This is a genomic window from Rhodococcus sp. ACS1, from assembly GCF_002300155.1.
Lineage (GTDB): Bacteria > Actinomycetota > Actinomycetes > Mycobacteriales > Mycobacteriaceae > Rhodococcus_F > Rhodococcus_F koreensis.
In genome coordinates this window covers 1,351,091-1,369,020 of the sequence record NZ_NSDZ01000005.1, presented here as the reverse complement: position 1 = coordinate 1,369,020, position 17,930 = coordinate 1,351,091, and the positions used below count along the sequence as shown (strand labels likewise).

The 17,930-nt window shown below is 69.6% G+C and carries 16 protein-coding genes; 2 read left to right on the top strand and 14 right to left on the bottom strand.

The genetic code is table 11. The annotated features are described in order from the left end of the window. The first annotated feature begins 42 nt into the window (after positions 1 to 42). The gene (locus CJ179_RS27045; RefSeq protein WP_095863402.1) at positions 43 to 957 is read left to right on the top strand and encodes a transporter substrate-binding domain-containing protein; all 915 of its coding nucleotides are present in this window, start codon (positions 43 to 45) and stop codon (positions 955 to 957) included. Here CJ179_RS27045 and CJ179_RS27040 read toward each other — a convergent pair whose 3' ends face one another. The 13 genes from CJ179_RS27040 to CJ179_RS26980 form a co-directional block, all read right to left on the bottom strand. Beyond that, complete coding sequence (locus CJ179_RS27040; protein ID WP_072944723.1) at positions 958 to 1,389, bottom strand: SRPBCC family protein; 432 nt, start codon at positions 1,387 to 1,389, stop codon at positions 958 to 960. Between the two features lie 72 nt (positions 1,390 to 1,461). Then, positions 1,462 to 3,096, bottom strand: a complete 1,635-nt coding sequence (locus CJ179_RS27035) for a cation acetate symporter (protein ID WP_072944725.1) — start codon at positions 3,094 to 3,096, stop codon at positions 1,462 to 1,464. After that, positions 3,093 to 3,455 (bottom strand): DUF485 domain-containing protein, encoded by a 363-nt coding sequence (locus CJ179_RS27030; RefSeq protein WP_072944727.1) that lies wholly within the window; start codon positions 3,453 to 3,455, stop codon positions 3,093 to 3,095. The genes CJ179_RS27035 and CJ179_RS27030 overlap by 4 nt, the downstream gene beginning before the upstream one ends. Positions 3,456 to 3,639: 184 nt before the next feature. Continuing rightward, on the bottom strand, positions 3,640 to 5,397 hold the full coding sequence (locus CJ179_RS27025) for a cation acetate symporter (protein ID WP_072944729.1): 1,758 nt from the start codon (positions 5,395 to 5,397) through the stop codon (positions 3,640 to 3,642). 7 nt (positions 5,398 to 5,404) lie between these two features. Then, entirely contained in the window at positions 5,405 to 5,764 is a 360-nt protein-coding gene (locus tag CJ179_RS27020; protein WP_072944889.1) for a cofactor assembly of complex C subunit B, read from the bottom strand. Next, positions 5,761 to 6,555, bottom strand: coding sequence for a LytTR family DNA-binding domain-containing protein (locus CJ179_RS27015; RefSeq protein WP_072944731.1), 795 nt, complete (start codon positions 6,553 to 6,555; stop codon positions 5,761 to 5,763). Before CJ179_RS27015 ends, CJ179_RS27020 begins: the two co-directional genes overlap by 4 nt. 33 nt (positions 6,556 to 6,588) lie before the next feature. Then, positions 6,589 to 7,797 carry a sensor histidine kinase gene (locus CJ179_RS27010; RefSeq protein ID WP_095863401.1) on the bottom strand — a complete coding sequence of 403 codons (1,209 nt, stop codon included), beginning with the start codon at positions 7,795 to 7,797 and terminating at the stop codon, positions 6,589 to 6,591. 22 nt (positions 7,798 to 7,819) lie between these two features. After that, on the bottom strand, positions 7,820 to 9,085 hold the full coding sequence (locus CJ179_RS27005; protein WP_095863400.1) for a lipase family protein: 1,266 nt from the start codon (positions 9,083 to 9,085) through the stop codon (positions 7,820 to 7,822). Further along, the gene (locus tag CJ179_RS27000) at positions 9,082 to 10,698 is read right to left on the bottom strand and encodes a Na+/H+ antiporter (protein ID WP_072944891.1); all 1,617 of its coding nucleotides are present in this window, start codon (positions 10,696 to 10,698) and stop codon (positions 9,082 to 9,084) included. Before CJ179_RS27000 ends, CJ179_RS27005 begins: the two co-directional genes overlap by 4 nt. Before the next feature lie 106 nt (positions 10,699 to 10,804). After that, complete coding sequence (locus tag CJ179_RS26995; RefSeq protein WP_015888853.1) at positions 10,805 to 10,996, bottom strand: antitoxin; 192 nt, start codon at positions 10,994 to 10,996, stop codon at positions 10,805 to 10,807. A 124-nt stretch (positions 10,997 to 11,120) separates the two neighbouring features. Further along, on the bottom strand, positions 11,121 to 13,571 hold the full coding sequence (locus CJ179_RS26990) for an HAD-IC family P-type ATPase (protein ID WP_072944737.1): 2,451 nt from the start codon (positions 13,569 to 13,571) through the stop codon (positions 11,121 to 11,123). A 50-nt stretch (positions 13,572 to 13,621) separates the two neighbouring features. After that, positions 13,622 to 14,737, bottom strand: coding sequence for an MBL fold metallo-hydrolase (locus CJ179_RS26985; RefSeq protein ID WP_241031478.1), 1,116 nt, complete (start codon positions 14,735 to 14,737; stop codon positions 13,622 to 13,624). A 44-nt stretch (positions 14,738 to 14,781) separates the two neighbouring features. Then, positions 14,782 to 15,513 (bottom strand): enoyl-CoA hydratase, encoded by a 732-nt coding sequence (locus CJ179_RS26980; protein WP_005244016.1) that lies wholly within the window; start codon positions 15,511 to 15,513, stop codon positions 14,782 to 14,784. A 144-nt stretch (positions 15,514 to 15,657) separates the two neighbouring features. Here CJ179_RS26980 and CJ179_RS26975 point away from each other — a divergent pair, with 144 nt between their 5' ends. Continuing rightward, on the top strand, positions 15,658 to 16,755 hold the full coding sequence (locus CJ179_RS26975) for an NAD(P)-binding domain-containing protein (protein ID WP_095863630.1): 1,098 nt from the start codon (positions 15,658 to 15,660) through the stop codon (positions 16,753 to 16,755). Here CJ179_RS26975 and CJ179_RS26970 read toward each other — a convergent pair. Then, positions 16,748 to 17,848 carry a lipase family protein gene (locus tag CJ179_RS26970; protein WP_095863399.1) on the bottom strand — a complete coding sequence of 367 codons (1,101 nt, stop codon included), beginning with the start codon at positions 17,846 to 17,848 and terminating at the stop codon, positions 16,748 to 16,750. The genes CJ179_RS26975 and CJ179_RS26970 overlap by 8 nt on opposite strands. Positions 17,849 to 17,930: the final 82 nt, after the last annotated feature.

Here is a 17,930-nt window from a genome sequence, read left to right as displayed (position 1 = left end):
GCTTCGCTGGCCGGATCGCTACCCGGCAGGCAAGATGACGGGGTGCACCGAGGACCCAAGACAGCCGTCGCCGCCATATCCGCTGCACTGACATTGCTCGCCGGATCCTGCTCCACCGACACCCCGTCGGAGGTCGACGCCCGGGCCGAAGCCACGTCGATTCCCGAAGCGTTCACCAAACTTCCGTCCACCCGGGCGGTCGGCGACTGCGCCCCGGGGAGCGGGGTCACCACGCACGACGGCGTCGTCACCATCGCCACCGACAGCCCGTCGTACCGGCCGTGGTTCGTCGACGGCGACCCGTCCAACGGCAAGGGCTACGAGGGCGCCGTGGCGCGGGAAGTGGTCGAAAAGCTCGGATACAGTCCGGACCAGGTGCAGTTCGAGACCGTCGGGTTCAACGACGCGCTGGCGCCCGGCGAGAAGAACTTCGATTTCGCGATCGACCAGTTCACGATCGTCGACACCCGGCGTGAGACGGTCGATTTCAGTTCGCCCTATTACGCCGTCACGCAGTCGGTGCTGGCGCTGAAGAACTCTCCCGCGGCGCGAGCCAAGTCGCTGGCCGACCTCGCGCCGTTCCGCCTCGGGGCGCAGGTGGGATCCACGAGTTTCGACGCCATCACCCAGACCGTGCAGCCCCGCCAGGCGCCGGTCAGTTTCACCACCACCGACGACGCCAAGGCCGCCCTGGCCGCGGGCACCATCGACGCGCTCGTGGTGGACATCCCGACCGGATTTCAGATCACCGCCAACGAAGTGAAGGACAGTGTCCTCGTCGGGCAGTTCCCGCGCCCGAACGCCGTCACCGAATTCTTCGGCCTCGTACTGGAGAAGAACAGTCCGCTCACCGCGTGCGTCTCGGCGGCCGTCGATTCGCTCTACGCCGACGGGACGCTGGACGCCCTTGCCGCCGAGTGGATCACCGACACCGGCGGCGCGCACGTCCTCGATTGATCAGGCGTACAGCTCGACGAATGTCTGCAGGGACTTCTCGATGTCGCCCTTCAACGCCTTCGCGACACCCGAGCCGATCGGTCCGAACAGCGGTGCACCACCGAGTTCGATGGTGAACGCCACCTCCGACGCGCCGCCCTTCGCCTGGACGTCGAGCACCAGTCCGAGCTTCACGCCACCCTTGCCGTCACCCTTCAGAACGATGCGGTGAGGGGCGTCGTACTCCTTGATCGTCCACTTCACGCGGTTGCGGAGCCCCTTGACCGTGACGACGGAACTGATCTCGGTTCCGGCCGTGAGTGTCTCGGGCAGTTCGCCGCGCCAGCCGTCGTGGACCACGAACCACTTGTCGAAGTCCCGCAGATTCGAGGCCTTGTCCCAGGTGTCCTGGGGGCTGAGGGGAACGTCGGTCTTGACCGTGAGTTTCGCCATTGGGGCAGCCTAACGGCCCGTGAGTACTTGTTAACCGCGGGCGGTTAACAAGTACTCACGGGGCCGAAGGCCCTAGTGCGAGACGGCCTTCTCCACACCGACACCGGTGAGCGAGCGGACCTCCATCTCGGCCTGCTTGGCGGGATCCTCCGCCTTGCCGCGACCGATGTAGGTACCGGCGATGCCGAGCACGAACGCCAGCGGGATGGAGACGATGCCCGGGTTGGCGAGCGGGAAGAAGTCGAAGTCGGCGGTCGGGAACATCGACGACGGCTTACCGGACACGGCCGGGGAGAACACGATCAGCAGGAGGCAGCTGATCAGGCCGCCGTAGATGCTGAACAGGGCGCCGGTGGTGTTGAACTTCTTCCAGAACAGCGAGTACAGCAGCGTCGGCAGGTTGGCCGACGCGGCCACCGCGAAGGCGAGCGCCACCAGGAATGCGATGTTCTGGCCCATGGCGAGGATGCCGAGGACGATCGACACGAGGCCGATCACGACGACCGTGATCCGGGAGACCCGCACCTGGGACTCCTCCGACGCATGTCCGCGCTTGATGACGCTGGCGTAGATGTCGTGGGCGAACGACGCGGACGCCGTGATCGCCAGCCCCGCCACCACCGCGAGGATGGTCGCGAACGCCACCGCGGAGATGATCGCGAGGAAGATGGTGCCGCCCAGTTCGAACGCGAGCAGCGGTGCCGCCGCGTTCTCCTTGCCGGGTGCGGCGAGGATGACGTCGGGGCCGACCATCTTGGCGGCGCCGTAGCCGAGGACGAGCGTGAACAGGTAGAACGCGCCGATCAGTCCGATCGCCCAGGTGACCGAGCGGCGGGCTTCCTTGGCGGTGGGGACGGTGTAGAACCGCATCAGGACGTGCGGCAGGCCGGCGGTGCCGAGGACCAGCGCGATGCCGAGCGAGATGAAGTCGAGCTTGCTCATCGAACTGATGCCGTATTTGGCGCCGGGCGCGAGGATGTCGCGACCTGCGATCGCCTCGTTCGTGGAGCCGGCGACCGTCGCCTGGGCGTCGGCGAGCAGCTGGGAGAAGTTGCCGCGCACCGCGAACAGGACGAGGAAGAACATGACGCCTGCGCCCGCGACCAGCAGCACCGCCTTGACCATCTGCACGTAGGTGGTGCCCTTCATGCCACCGACCAGTACGTAGACGATCATCAGCACACCGACGACCGCGACGACGATTGCCTGACCGACCTTGCCGTCGATGTTCAGCAGCAGCGCGACGAGCCCGCCCGCGCCCGCCATCTGCGCAAGCAGGTAGAACAGCGAGACCACCAGAGTGGACAGCGCCGCCGCCATCCGTACCGGACGCTGCTTGAGCCGGAAGCTCAGCACGTCGGCCATCGTGAATCGGCCGGTGTTGCGCAGCAGTTCCGCGACCAGCAGCAGGGCCACCAGCCACGCGACGAGGAAGCCGACGGAGTACAGGAAGCCGTCGTAGCCGTACACCGCGATGGCGCCGGCGATGCCGAGGAACGACGCCGCCGACAGGTAGTCGCCGGCGATGGCGAAGCCGTTCTGCGGTCCGGAGAACTGGCCGCCGCCGGTGTAGAAGTCCGAGGCCTTCTTGGTGGTGCGGCTCGCGCGGATCACGATGGTCATCGTGATCACGACGAACGCCACGAAGATGGCGATGTTGAGGAGCGGGTTGCCGACGTCGGTGGCTGCGGCGAGTGTGGTGATCACTTGAGCGGTCCTTCCAGCTCTTCGCGGATCGCGGCGGAGCGGGGATCGAGTTCCCGGTTGGCGAACTTCACGTACAGCGCGGTGATCACGAACGTGGTCACGAACTGGCCGAGACCGAGGATGATGCCGAGGTTGACGTTGCCGATCACCTTGGTGGCCATGAACTCGGGGGCGTACGTGGCCAGCAGGACGTAGGCCGCGTACCAGGCGAGGAAGAATGCCGTCATCGGGAAGACGAAACTGCGCAGACGGTGTCGCAACTCCTGGAACTCCGGGCTCGCCTGCATGTCTACGAAGGCTTGCGCATCAGGGGTGCGCCGCTTCTGCGGTGCGCCCTCACTGAGGTCGGCTGTGGTCACTGCAGACTCCTTGGTCGTGTGAAGTGAACTGGGTGCCGACGTTAGTGAGAGGTGAGTCACAGAAACAGGCTGTGGCGGCTGTCACACGGCGAGCTGCCGGACTGTGCGGCGAGCGGTCACCCGACCGCGACAAGCGGCTCCGCCGCCCGTGCGCCTTTCTGGTTGCGGGAGCTACCAAAAAGGCTCACGGGGAGCGGAGCTCCCTCTCGCGGTCGGAGCCCACATCGAGCCGCTCGGGGGCGTGCATGCGGGTGAAGATCCGACTGAGGTCGACGGGTATCTGACGCTTCGTCACCTTGCTGACCAGCACCATCGTGACGAAGGCCAGCGGGACGCTGACCGCCGCCGGGTAGGCGACCATCGCGGCGGGCCAGCCGTTCCAGGCGTCGACGGTGAGACCGCCGAAAACCGACACTCCGGCCGCGCACCCGGCGACGAGCCCGCCCGTCACCATCCCGGCACCGGCCCCGACGGCGGTGAGTCCACGCCACCAGATGCCGAGGACGAGCAGCGGGCAGAGGGTCGACGCCGCGACCGCGAACACCAGCCCCACGGTGCGCGACAGGTCCAGCGACGTCACCGCCAGCGACAGCGCCAGCGGCACCGCCCCGGCGAGGACGGCGGCGATCCGGAAGTCCCGGATCCGGCCGCGCAGGACGTCGGTGCTCAGTACCCCGGCGATGCTGACGAGCAGGCCGGACGACGTGGACAGGAACGCGGCGATCGCACCGGACGCGACCAGCGCGGCGAGGAGTTGCCCGGCCCACCCGGAGAAGACGGAGCCGGGCAGCAGCAGGACCGCGGCGTCGGACGTGCCGGTGATGAGCAGTTGCGGCACGTACAGCCGCGCGAACACCCCGAGCAGTGTCGGGAACAGGTAGAAGACGCCGAGCAACCCGACCACGGCCAGCGACGTCAGCCGGGCGGCCCGCCCGTCGGGGTTGGTGTAGAACCGGACCAGCACGTGCGGCAGCCCGAGGGTGCCGAGGAAGGTGGCGAGGATCAGCGAGTACACCTGGTACATGGGGTGGTCGCCGCCGAATCCCCAGCCGGGGGCGATCCAGTCGGAGTTGTCGGCGGGTGCGCCCGCGACCACGGGAACGGGTGCCCCGGCTTCGAGGGTCATCGTGGTGCCCTCGCCGAGGTGGTGTTCGCCCGGTTCGAGCCGGATGTCGCCGGTCGCCGCGACGCCGTCGATCGTCCCCGACCCGCCGACGGTCACCGGTTCGGACACCTGCACGACGACGTCGGTGGTGATGTCGACGGTGGTCTGTTCGCTGACGGTGGGCGGTGCGGCGGCGCCCAGTTCGTGGTGGTCGGCGAAGAAGTACACCGACAGCACCAGCGCCGGGATCGCGACCGCGGTGAGTTTCAGCCAGTACTGGAAGGCCTGGACGAACGTGATGGACCGCATGCCGCCGCCGACGACGTTGGCGATGACGATGACCCCGACGACGACGGCCCCGACCCAGCTGGGCACACCGAGCAGGATGTTCAGCGTCAGTCCTGCGCCCTGGAGTTGCGGGACGAGGTACAGGGCGCAGACGGCGGCGACGACGAGCATCGACAGGGTGCGGAGCCGGCGCGACCCGAGCCGGAACTCGGCGAAGTCGGGCACCGTGTAGGCGCCGGACCGTCGCAGCGGTGCGGCGACGAACAGCAGCAGCCCGAGGTAGCCGGCGGTGAATCCGATCGGGTACCAGAGGGCGTCCGCGCCGTATTTCGCGATCAGGCCTGCGACGCCGAGAAAGGATGCGGCGGACAGGTACTCGCCGGATATGGCGGCGGCGTTCCACCGCGGTCCGACGCTGCGGGACGCGACGAGGAAGTCGGAGGTGGTGCGCGCCAACCGCACTCCGTAGATGCCGATGGCCACCGTCGCGACCGCGGCGGCCGCGAGACCTGCCAGGGTCAGCCAGGGAATGGGTTGGTCGGTGGGCACGGGACGCTCAGTCGTCCACCAGGTCGGTGAATTCCTGCTCGTTGCGCTCGGCCTGCCGCACGTAGATCCAGCCGGTGGTGAGCAGCACCGGGTACACGAGCGCGCCGAGCACCACCCACGGCAGCCGGATTCCCAGCACCGACACGTTCGACAACGCCGGGAACAGGAACATCACGAGCGGCACCGCGCACAGCAGGCACGCCGCGAGGAGCGCCAGCCGGATCGCGAGCACGAGCTGGGTGCGGACGAGCCCGCGGATCATCGCGTCCCCGACCGCCGTCTGTTCCTGCACCTCGACGCGGGTGCGGACGATGCGCGCGCCGCGACGCTGGGCGAGGACGACCCGCACCCGCTCGGGCGAGCTCATCGCGCGGTCCACGTCTGTTTCGGCGCCCGGACCAGCCGGTCCTTGAGCATCCGGGTGTGCCTGCGGCTGACCGGCAGTTCGACGGGCGGGTGGTCGCCGTGGGCGCGGAGGCACACGACCAGACCCGTGCCGACGGTCCGGATCCCCGTGACCCGCGGCAGCGCGACGAGGTACGAGCGGTGCACCCGCAGGAACCCGGCGTCCGCCCACCGTGTCTCCAGCGCCGAGATGGGGATGCGGACGAGGTGGGAGCCGTCCGCGGTGTGCAGGCGCGCGTAGTCGCCGTCCGCTTCGACCCATTCGACGGAGGACCGGTGCACGAGGGTGGTGATGCCGCCGAGTTCGACGGGGATCACCTCGTCGGTGGGAGCGGGAGGCCCGGCGTCGATGCGCCTGCGACGCCCCTCGACGATGCGGCGCACGGACTCCGCCAGCCGCTCCTCGCGCAACGGTTTGAGGAGGTAGTCCACGGCGCCGAGGTCGAAGGCGGCGACGGCCCGGTCGTCGTGGGCGGTCACGAACACCACCTGCGGCGGCGACGCGAAGTTCGCGAGGATCCCGGCCAGCTCGAGACCGTCGAGTCCGGGCATGTTGATGTCGAGGAAGACGGCGTCGATGTCGCCGTCCCGGAGGATTCGCAACGCCGTGGTGGCGTCGCCCGCGGTCCGGATGTCGCCGACGGCGTCCTGGGCGCGCAGCAGGAACGCCAGCTCGTCGAGGGCGGGTTTCTCGTCGTCGACGGCCAGCACGGTGAGGGGTGCGTCCGGAGACCTGTCGTCAGTGTGGTTCACAACGACAGCAATCGTCGCACGGACGCTTCCCGCTCACGTCGAGATCCCCCGCCGGAACTTCGGGACGCGCATGCTCACCTTGGTGCCCGCGCCGGGCGCGGTCTCGACCACCAGTCCGTAGTCGTTGCCGAACGCGGCGCGCAGGCGGTCGTCGACGTTGGCGAGCCCGACGTGCGCCGCCTCCTTGACCCCGGACGACTCGGCCACCGCGTCCAGCGACCCCGACCGCAGCAGTTCCGGGTCCATGCCGACGCCGTCGTCCTCGACGCTGATCACGCAGTCGGTGCCCTCGTCGGCGGCGACGATGCTGACGGTGCCGCCGTCCGGTTTGGCGGCGATGCCGTGCCGCACCGCGTTCTCGACCAGCGGTTGCAGGGCGAGGAACGGCAGCACCACGTTCAGCACCTCGGGTGCCACCTGCAGTTTCACGGCGAGGGCGTCGCCGAACCGGGCGCGCTCGAGGGTGAGGTACCGGTCGATGTTGCGCAGTTCGTCGGCCAGCAGCGTGAACTCGCCCGCCGACCGGAACGAGTACCGGGTGAAGTCGGCGAATTCGAGGATCAGTTCCCGGGCGCGGTCGGGGTCGGTGCGGACGAACGACGCCACCGTGTTCAACGCGTTGTAGATGAAATGGGGGCTGATCTGCGCGCGGAGCGCCCGCACCTCGGCGCGGTCGAGGCGGGCGCGGGACGCGTCGAGGTCGGCGAGTTCGATCTGGCTGCACGCGTACCGGGCGACCTCGGTGACGGCGCCGAGCATGCCCGGTCCGGGGTCTTCGGTGGTGACGATGCCGAGCACGCCGACCACCCCGGTGGCCTCGATGAGCAGCGGCTGGGCGATCAGCGCCCGCACCGCATTGTCGCCGGTGCCCCGGACGAGGCCGCCGTAGGCGACGAGCACCCGGCGTTCCCCGTCGACGGCGCGGGCCGCCGCGTCGCGTAGTTGTTCGGTCATGGCCTCGTGCGGTCCGCTCCACGCGAGCAGGTCACCGGCGGCGTCGAAGACACCCAGCGCCTGCGCCCCGGTCAGCTGACGCAGATGCGGGGCGGCCTCGTCCGCCGACGTCTCGTCGAGCCCCCGCCGCAACGGGCGCGCCGCCAGCGACGCGGTATGCAGGGTCGTGTGGACGGCCCGCTCGGTGGGTGTCGTCAACTCGCGCCGAGCGCGCAGCCACACGGCGGTGAACGTGACGAGAGGAACGAGGACGAGCAACGCCACCACGGCGACGACGGATCCCGTCATTCGCCGGCGTCCAGTCGGGCGGTCACGGTGTTCCTCCCTCGGCGCACGTGTCCGGTGCGGGCACGCCGGCGAAGCGGTCGGCGATCCACTGCACCGCCCCGGGGACGGATCGCCCGTCCGCGTGGCCCTCCCCGGGCCGGGTGTCGAACTCGACGACGTCGCCGAGCGTGCACGCGTTGTCGACGGCCTGCGAAGTCCATTGCGGCAGAATGAGGTTGTCCCGATCCCCCACCACGACGAGCATCGGGCCGCCCGCACCGGTCCTCGGCAGCGCGATGTCCTGCAGCCACCCGCGCATGCGCTCGGCGTCGGCCGCCGTCCGCGGGCCCGTGTCGGCCGGGGTGAGCTGGGTCGCCACCGTCCACTTCTCCTGGAGTTTCGCGGCGACGCACGACAGCGTGACGTCGGGGCTGGCGGCGAGGGCGCCGCGCATGTAGTCGTCCGGGTTCAGCTCCGGGTGGATCACCTTCAGTCCCTCGAGGAGGTACGGCAGGAACATCTTCTGCGGCAACGACAGTGGTTCGACGGTCCCGTCGGCGACGATCCCCGACAGGTCGGCAGCGGGTGACAGGTTCGCCGCGCCGACGAATTCGAGGCCGTCGCCGTAGTCGCCGGCGTGCTCGGCCGCCGACCACGACGCCTGCCCGCCCTGCGACACTCCGAGCGCCGCCCAGCGCGCCGACGCGTCCGGCACCACGTTGCGCGCCGCCCGGACCGCGTCGATCAGGTCGTAGGCGGCGGTGTCCGGTTCGAGGTAGGGGTGCGGGCCGTCGGTGCCGAGACCTTGATAGTCGGTGACGGTCACGACGTACCCCCGCTGCAGCAGCGGGCGGACGAGGTTCGTGGTGCCCAGCAGCGTCGGCGAGGACGAGGGGGCGCATTCGTCGGTGACGCCCGTGGTGCCGTGCCCGACCGTCACGACGGGCCTGCCACCGTCCGGTGCGGGGCCGCCGGGAGTGAAGACCGTGCCCACCACCTCCGCGCCGCCGCCGTCGACGCCGGACGTCGACCGGTAGACGACGCGGGTGGCCGTGGCACCGAGTGCGGTGATCGCCGGATCGATGTCGGGCACCGGCTGCCGGCTGATCAGCGCGCCCCGCTGGTCGCCCGTCGGCGCCGGGGAAACGGACGGAGAAGTGGGTGCGGCCACCGACGTCGTGGGGGGCGAGGCCGGGGAGGCCGCGTCCGTGGCGCAGGCGGTCAGCGTCAGGGGAACAGTCAGCGCCAGGGCACCGGCCAGCGCGACCACGGCGGTTCGCACCGGACGCACACCCACCTCGCACCTCATTCGCGACGTCTCCGCACCCGCTCCTCGGCTGCGGCCTCCTCCACATCGAGGCCTTCCAACACGCTACGCATCACTTCGTCGTCGAGTGTGCCCGCATCGCGGGCGGCGATGAGCGCCTCCCGCTGCGCGCGCAGGGCGGCGCGGCGGTAGTGGTCGAACAGTGCGCCTGCCCGCTGCTTCTCGGCGGCGTCCTCCGCCTCCTCGGCCTGCAGACGGGCCCGCATCGACCGCCGCACCCGGTCGAGGATGTCGGTGACCGACGCGCGGTCGACTCCCGCGGGCGGGTTCGCGGCGAATTCGACGAGCGCCCGTTCGCCCGCGTCACGTGAGATCGCGCGGGCCAGCGTCACCTGTTCCTCCTCACGCCTGCGTTCGTCGGGATCCGCAAGATCGAGGGTCCGGATCAGCAGCGGCATGGTGGCGCCCTGGATCAGCAGTGTGCCGACGGCCACGACGAACGCGATCGCCTGGATCACCTCGCGTCCCGGGAACGGCTGCCCGCTCGCGATCACCACGGGCACACCGGACGCGGCGGCGAGCGTGACCACCCCGCGCATTCCCGCCCAGGACACGACGACGCTCTCCCGCCACCCCAGTTCCACCGAGCCGCCCGGCGCTGTGATCGCCAGCCCGAGCCGGCGGCGGAGCCAGTGCAGCAGGATCCACGCCGGCCGGATCGCCATGACCACGGCGAGGACCGCGAAGCCGTAGAAGAAGACGTGGTGCACCGGTAGGCCCTGGTCGCGGACGTCGTCGATGACGAACTTCAGTTGCAGTCCCATGTAGGCGAACACGAACATCTCGAGCAGGAGGTCGACGCTCTCCCACAGCGACCGCTCCTGGATTCGGGTGGCCACGGAGGCGTCGGTGGCCTTGTGCCCCATCAGGAACCCCGCGGCGACCACCGACAGCACACCGGACGCGTGTACCTCCTCGGCGACGAGATACGCGACGAACGGGAGCATCAGCCCCAGCACCGTTTCCAGCGGTGAGTCGTACATGCGGTGACGCACCCACTCGACGATCTTCGCTAGTACCAGTCCGATGAGCACCCCGCCGACCACCTCGTAGCCGAAGAACACCACGGGAGGGACCGGGATCGTCGCCCCGACGACTGCGGAGACGGCGACGGTGAACAGGGTCAGCGCGGTCGCGTCGTTGACGAGCCCCTCGCCGGTGAGGATCGCAATCACCCGGTTCGGCAGGCCGAGCCTGCGGCCGACCGCGACGGCACTGACCGCGTCCGTCGGCGCGACGACGGCGCCGAGGACCAGCGCCGCGCCGAGCGTGAATTCGGGGACCAGCCAGTTGGCGAAGAAGGCCACCCCGACGGCGGTCACGAGAACGGTGAAGATCCCCAGCCGGAGAATCGGTGCAAGGTGGCGCCGGAACGTGGCCACCGAGAACTTCAGCGCCGCGGAATACAGCAGCGGCGGCAGCACCACACCGAGGATGGCGTCCGGGTCCAGTTCGAGCCGCGGCATCCCGGGGATGAACGACGCCACCGACCCGATGGTCACGAGCACCAGCGGCGCCTGCAGATCGCGGCGCTTCGCGAAACTCGTCACGGCGATGGCCGCGATGATGACGAGGAGCACGAGGACGCCGTTCACGACACCGATTCTGCCGCGCCCGCCCACGATGCGCGGGTCATCTCCGAAGACCCGTGCGGGCCCCGGTCCGAGAACCGGGGCCCGCACGGGTGTGTCTGGGAAGGGTTCACTCCTTCGGGGGAACAGCCTTCTTCGCCGCGTCGGCGGCCTTGTCGATCTTGTCGCTGTACTTGCCCCCGGTCTTGCTGTCCGCGACGTCGGCGGCCTTGTCGATGGCGCCGTGAACCTTGTCCGCGTTCTGCGAAGCGGCTTCCTTCCCCTTGCCCAGCAGGCCCTTCAGTGTGTCGACGAAACTCATCGTTCTTCCTCCTTGTGCATGCGCACGCAGTGTCCGCGCGAGTTCGATCACCCGCCGTGCACCCAGTCTCACAGCATTGACTCGGCGACGCCAACCGTTCGGATCGTCGCGAGCGGTACTCCGGTCAGTGCACGCCCGGAAGATCTTCCGGGGCCGCGAAGAGGCGGCGGTGCTCACCGTGCAGCCGGCCCGTGACCCACCATCCGATTTCGACGAGAACCACTCCCACGAGCCCGCACACGAGAGCGGAGGTGGTGGCGGCGACGTTGGTCGGATCGAGTTTGAAGAACTCCCGCGTGAACGGCAACGCGAACAGGATGAGGTATCCCGCTACGGATCCGAAGATCAGCACCAGCTTCCACCACACGTACGGCCGGGCGACGACGGCCAGCACCCACAGGGCGATCATGATGAGGGTGATGAGCGCCGACGTGCCTGCCTGAATCTTCTGCGTCTCCGTCTGATCCGGGCCCGCGTACACGAGAAGGTACGAAATGAACGTCGTGACACCGATGATCACACCGGACGGCACGGCGAGACGCATCACACGCGGCACGAACCCGGAGCGCGCCCGCTCGTTGTTCGGGGCCAGCGACAGGATGAACGCGGGAATGCCGATGGTGAACCAGGCGGCGATCGTGACGTGCCGCGGCAGGAACGGATACGGCACCGGCTCGAAATGGAAGATCTGCGACAGCACACCGGTGAGTCCGATGAGGAACGCCAGCAACACCGAGTACACGGTCTTGGTGAGGAACAGGTTCGAGACGCGTTCGATGTTGCCGATCACCCGGCGGCCCTCGCCCACCACGTACGGCAGGGTGGCGAACTTGTTGTCCAGCAACACGATCTGCGCGACCGCGCGGGTGGCGGGGCTGCCCGAGCCCATCGACACCCCGATGTCGGCATCTTTGAGGGCCAGCACGTCGTTGACGCCGTCGCCCGTCATCGCGACGGTGTGACCGCGAGACTGCAGCGCCCCCACCATCTCCCGCTTCTGGTCTGGGCGCACCCGGCCGAACGTCGTCGCCGTTTCCAGGGTCTCGGCGAGGGCGTCGCGGTCGGCGGGCAGTTCGCGGGCGTCGACGGGACGGTCGCCGCCGGGCAGTCCGAGCGACCCGGCCACGGCGCCGACCGACACGGCGTTGTCACCGGAGATGACCTTCACGGTGACGTTCTGGCTCGCGAAGTACTCGAGGGTGCCGCGAGCGTCGGGACGCACGCGCTGTTCCAGGATCACCAGCGCGCGCGGCGTGATCGCACCCGGCGCCGCGGGGTGGTCCACCGGGACGTCGCAACTGCCGAGCAGGAGCACCCGCAGTCCCGAGGAGCCGACTTCCTCGGCCTGCCGGGCCATGTCGCTGCCGGGGTCGAGCAGCACATCCGGTGCGCCCAGGACCCAGTTGCCGTGGGCACCGTACGACTGGCCGCTCCACTTCTTGGCCGAGGAGAACGGGGCCTCCGCGGTGGCGTCGCCCCAGCCGGGGGCGTCGGGGAAGGCTTCCGCGATGGCGAGGACACTGGCGTTCGGCCGCGGGTCGGACGCCGCCATCGCGGCGAGCGCCGCGCGGGACGGTTCGGCGTCGGACGGGTCGGCGCAGCGCAGTTCGGACAGCCGCATGCCGTTCTCGGTGAGAGTGCCGGTCTTGTCGGCGCACACCACGTCGACGCGGGCGAGGCCTTCGATGGCGGGCAACTCCTGCACGAGGCACTGCCGCTGACCGAGCCGGACCACCCCGACCGCGAACGCGATCGACGTCATCAGCACCAGCCCCTCGGGCACCATCGGGACCAGCGCGGCCACCATCCCGCTCAGCGCCGGCCGGATCGACTCGCCGCTCGAGAACAACTGGTTGTAGATGATCAGCAGACCCGCCGGAATCATCAGGTACGTGATGAACTTCAGGATCTTGTCGATGCCGCTGCGCAACTCCGAGTGCACGAGCGTGAACTTGCTGGCCTCGTCCGCGAGTTTGGCGGCGTACGCGTCGCTTCCGACCTTCGTGGCCCGGTAACAGCCGCTGCCCGACGCGACGAAACTCCCCGACAGCACCTGCTGACCGATGTCCTTGTGCACGGGGTCGGCCTCACCGGTGAGGAGGGACTCGTCGATGTCGAGGGACGCCGCCTCCACCACGACCCCGTCGACGACGATCTGGTCGCCGGCGCCGAGTTCGATGATGTCGTCGAGCACGACCTCCCGCGGTGCCATCGCGACGGCGACGCCGTCGCGGCGCACCACCGGTTTGGTCTGGCTGACGATCGCCAGCTTGTCGAGGGTCCGTTTGGCCCGCACTTCCTGGATGATGCCGATCCCGCTGTTGGCGATGATCAGCAGGCCGAACATGCCGTCGATGATCGAACCGGTGGCCAGCACGATGATCAGCAGCACCCCGAGGATCGCGTTGATCCGGGTGAACACGTTGGCGCGCACGATGTCGCGCACCGACCGGCTGGCCCGATCCGGGACGTCGTTGGTCTTGCCGGCCGCCACCCGCTCCGCAACCTGGGCGGCCGTCAGCCCCTCCACCGCGACGACTGCAACGCTGTCGGTGCCGGTTTCGTCGTATGCCATGGTCAAAGGCTACGCAACGACGCTCGGCTCCGAGGGGATGCGCGCCGGACTCAGCCGAGTGCGGTCCACCACGGGGTCTGGGCGGCCGGCTTCAGTGCGTCGACGCGCTGCCCGGGCATCGGCACGGCCACCGGGGTGCCCGCCTCCTGCGCGGCCGCGAGCAGCCGGACGATCGGCTCGGACCAGGTGTGGAACGCGAGGTTGAACGTGGCCCAGTGCACCGGCACCAGCAGTCCACGGGTCGCGTCGCCGGCGTTGAGGTCGGCGTGCGTCTGCACCGCCTCCTCGGGGTTCATGTGGATGTCCGCCCACCTGGTGTCGTAGGCGCCGACGGGCAGCAGCGTGAGATCGAACGGTCCGTACCGGCGGCCCAGGTCGGCGAACCGCGTCGTGTATCCGCTGTCGCCGCCGAAGAACACTTTCCGGCTCGGGCCTGCGAGCACCCACGACGCCCACTGGGTGGTGTTGCGCACCAGGCCCCGGCCGGAGAAGTGCCGGGCCTCGGTGCACGTGAGTGTGAGTTCACCGAGTGTCGTCGACTCGTCCCAGTCGAGTTCCACGATCCTCTCCTCCGGCACCCGCCACTGACGCAGGTGCGCACCGAGCCCGACCGGAACGACGAACGGCGCCTTCTGGGTGGCGGCGAGTTGCTGCACGGTTGCCATGTCGAGGTGGTCGTAGTGGTCGTGCGAGATGACGATGGCGTCGAGGACGGGCAGGTCGGCCAGCGGCACCGGGGTCGGGTGCATGCGGGACGGACCGAGAAGCGCGGACGGCGACACCCGATTGCTCCACACCGGGTCGGCCAGCACCCGGTAGCCGTCGACCTCGACGAGCACACTCGAATGGCCGTACCAGGTGACGGCGACGTCGGCCGCCTCGACGGGCGCGAGGGGCGTCGCGAGCGGGATCGGCCTGCGCGGGCGTCCCGCCTTGCCCCGCGTGATCAGCGCCTTGAGAATCCCCGTCTCCGAACCGGGCAGCATCATGCTGCTCGGATCGGTGTTGTGGAACTGACGGTCGCGGTACCGCGGCGACGTCGCGGCGTACGGGCGCACCTTGGCACGCGACGCGCCCATCTGAGACGGAAGGCCCCACGCGGCGCGTGTCAGCCACCCGAGGGCGGCGGTGGCCAGAACAGTCGTCACGGCGTTCTTCGCTTTCACCCCGACAACTGTAACCACGCGTGCGGGAAAGGTGCGGCCGACGGCTACTGACCGCGGAACACCGGGGGACGCTTCTCGGCGCGGGCGGCCCGCGCCTCCTGCGCGTCGTAGCTCTTCCACGCCGCATGCAACGCCGCGAGCTGCTCGGGCGGCGGCGGACTCTGGGTGCCGTCGTCGTTGAGCACCATCTTGAGGTGTTGCAGCGACAGCGGCGCCAGGCGTGCGATCGAGTGCGCCCACTGCTGCGCGACGGCGAGGTCGCCGCGCTTGTTGGCGAGGCCGTGCGCCAGCGCCTCGTCGGCCCCGACCTCTTCCGCGCCGAGCAGGATCGTTCGTGCCGGTCCGCCGCCGATCAGGGCGGCCAGCCGGTGCACGGTCCACCGGTCCACGGAGATCCCGAGCTTGGCGGCGGGGATGGCGAAGCGCGCCTCGGGTGCGACCACCCGCAGGTCCGCGGCGAGCGCCAGCTGGCTGCCCGCGCCGATCGCGGGACCGTTGATCGCGGCGATGACGGGGACGGGGACCGAGTCGATGGTGTGCAGCATCTCGAGCAGGGTGTCGGTGAACCCGTCGGCGTACACGTCGCCCGACAGGTCGGCGCCCGCGCAGAACGCGCTGCCCTGCCCTGTGAGGACGATCACCCGCGCGCCGTCGGTGACGGACTTCTCCGTCTCCTCGCGCAGCAGTTCGCAGATCTCGGTGTTCAACGCATTGCGACGGTCGGGTCGTTGCAGTTCGAGGGTGAAGACGTCGCCGTCACGACTCGTCCCGATCATGTCCACTCGCTTTCTTCGTGATTGCTGTCCACTGACAATTTTCTCCCCGCCCACCCGACTGGACATCCGTCACCCAACCACAGTCGAATCGACCGGAACACACGAGCCTCTCCGGTAGTTGTGAGGATGGAGGTGAGGACCGACATGAACAGTGAAGTGGACGTCGCCGTGATCGGCGCGGGGCAGGCGGGGCTGTCCGCCGCCTACTATCTGCGCAGGTTCGGAGTGGAACCGGAGTCCGGTTTCGTCGTGCTCGATCACGCCCCGGGGCCCGGCGGCGCGTGGCAGTTCCGGTGGCCGTCCCTGACGCTGAGCACCGTCAACGGTGTTCACGACCTGCCCGGGCTCGGCTTCGCCGAGACGGTCGGCGTGGACCCGCACGACCCCGAGGCCGCGCTGGTGCACGCGTCGAGCGCGGTTCCCCAGTACTTCGCGACGTACGAGAAACAGTTCGAGTTGCCGGTGCACCGTCCTGTGCACACCCGGGTGGTGTGCGCCCGCGGCGAGCGTCTGCGGATCGAGACCGACAGCGGCGTGGTGTCGGCCCGCGGTCTGATCAACGCGACGGGAACGTGGGAGCGCCCCTTCATTCCCCGCTACCCCGGCGCGGAGTCGTTCACCGGCAGCCAGGTGCACACCAGGGACTACTCCTCGGCGCAGGACTTCGCGGGGCAGCATGTCCTCGTCGTCGGCGGCGGCATCTCGGCGGTGCAGTTGCTCGACGAGATCTCCCGGGTCACCACCACGACGTGGGTGACGCGCCGCCCGCCGGAGTTCCGGGACGAGCCGTTCACGCCCGAGATCGGCCGCGCCGCAGTCGCTCTGGTCGAGGACCGGGTTCGCCGCGGGCTGCCGCCGGGCTCGGTGGTGTCGGTGACGGGGCTGCCCGTGACGCCCGCGATCCGTGCCGCCCGCGAACGCGGGGTGCTGGCGCGGCAGCCGATGTTCAGCGAGATCACCGAGGACGGTGTCCGCTGGGCCGACGGCCACGAGGAAAAGGTCGATGTGATCCTGTGGTGCACCGGTTTCCGCAGTTCACTCGATCACCTCGCACCGCTGCGGCTGCGCGGTCCGGGAGGCGGCATCACGATGACCGGACGCCTGGCCACCCAGGTGGCGTCGGATCCGCGGATCCATCTGGTGGGCTACGGACCGTCGTCGTCCACGATCGGCGCGAACCGGGCCGGGCAGGCCGCGGCCCGCGAACTCACCCGGCACCTCGGGTTGCCCGCCCCTACTTGATCAGCGAGGCGACGAACGAGGCCTGGTCGGGTCCCGCCTGGTACATGCTGCCGAAGTGACCACCCGAGTACACCCGGTAGTCGAGAGTCGTCCCGGCCGTGCGCATCTCGGAGACAAGTTTCTCCGTCAGCGGCAGCGGCACCGACGCGTCGGTGACCCCCTGCACGAGCAGCAGCGGACGGTCGTACCCCGCGACCGGGACCTCGAGGTATTCGCGCAACGCGTCCTGTAGCGCGGGCACGTCGAGCGCCCGCGACAGCATCTGCGCCACCGACACGCTCCCGGTCATGGCCGCGAACTGCCGGAACGGCACCTCGGGGGCCGCGTCCACGAACTGCTTCCCGACCGGGGTCAGATAGCTGTCGACGTCCAGTTCCGGGTACGCGTCCCGGACCCCGGCGATCAGGTACGACATGTACACGGTGAGACCGGCGAGGCCCTGCGGCGGAAACGCGGGACCGCTCCAGGTCGACACCGTCTCGATGTTCGACGGCACCCCGTTCGCGACGGCCCCGCGGTAGTCGAGTTCCGGCGCGTACGACGTGGCTGCGTGTGCGGCGAACACCGCGGCCTGACCGCCCTGGGACAGTCCGACGGCCATCCACGTGGCGGAGAGGTCGGCGTCGACCTCCCGCGCGGCGCGCACGGCGTCGATCACGCTGCGGCCTGCGACCTTCCCGTCGAGGTAGGGCGGCACCCCGGGAGTGCCCAGGCCCACGTAGTCGGTGGCGGCCACGGCGTAGCCGAGTTGCAGCCAGCTGCTCACGTACTCCGAGGATTGCGGGTCGACGCCCGTCACCGAGGGTGCGTCGGCGTCGGAGTCCCCCACGGTTCCGTGTGCCCACGCGATGACGGGCCATCCCCCGGCGGGCGGCGTCCCGGGCGGCACGAACACCATCCCGGTGCAGGGGGTGATGCCGTGACGGTCGGTGGTCAGGTACGTCATCCGGTACGCACTTCCGGTTCCGCGGAGCCAGAGTTCGGCAGGCAACTCGGACGAGGCGACGACGGTGCCGGGGCTCGATCCGGCCCGCAGGGGATCCGCACCGACAGTTGGTGCCCACAGCACGCTGACCAGTGCGAGCAACGCCACGATGCGCCACCATCTCCGCACCTCTCAACGGTAGCTGCGCGGGGGCGGCACAGTACTGTGAATCGTCCACTCGCGGGGAAGC

Bases quoted from the DNA above. Each gene is read 5' to 3' on its own strand.
- CJ179_RS27040 (WP_072944723.1), bottom strand. From the start codon at position 1,389: ATGGCGAAACTCACGGTCAAGACCGACGTTCCCCTCAGCCCCCAGGAC.
- CJ179_RS27020 (WP_072944889.1), bottom strand. From the start codon at position 5,764: ATGAGCTCGCCCGAGCGGGTGCGGGTCGTCCTCGCCCAGCGTCGCGGC.
- CJ179_RS27010 (WP_095863401.1), bottom strand. From the start codon at position 7,797: ATGACGGGATCCGTCGTCGCCGTGGTGGCGTTGCTCGTCCTCGTTCCT.
- CJ179_RS27005 (WP_095863400.1), bottom strand. From the start codon at position 9,085: ATGAGGTGCGAGGTGGGTGTGCGTCCGGTGCGAACCGCCGTGGTCGCG.
- CJ179_RS26995 (WP_015888853.1), bottom strand. From the start codon at position 10,996: ATGAGTTTCGTCGACACACTGAAGGGCCTGCTGGGCAAGGGGAAGGAA.
- CJ179_RS26990 (WP_072944737.1), bottom strand. From the start codon at position 13,571: ATGGCATACGACGAAACCGGCACCGACAGCGTTGCAGTCGTCGCGGTG.
- CJ179_RS26980 (WP_005244016.1), bottom strand. From the start codon at position 15,513: ATGATCGGGACGAGTCGTGACGGCGACGTCTTCACCCTCGAACTGCAA.
- CJ179_RS26975 (WP_095863630.1), top strand. From the start codon at position 15,658: ATGAACAGTGAAGTGGACGTCGCCGTGATCGGCGCGGGGCAGGCGGGG.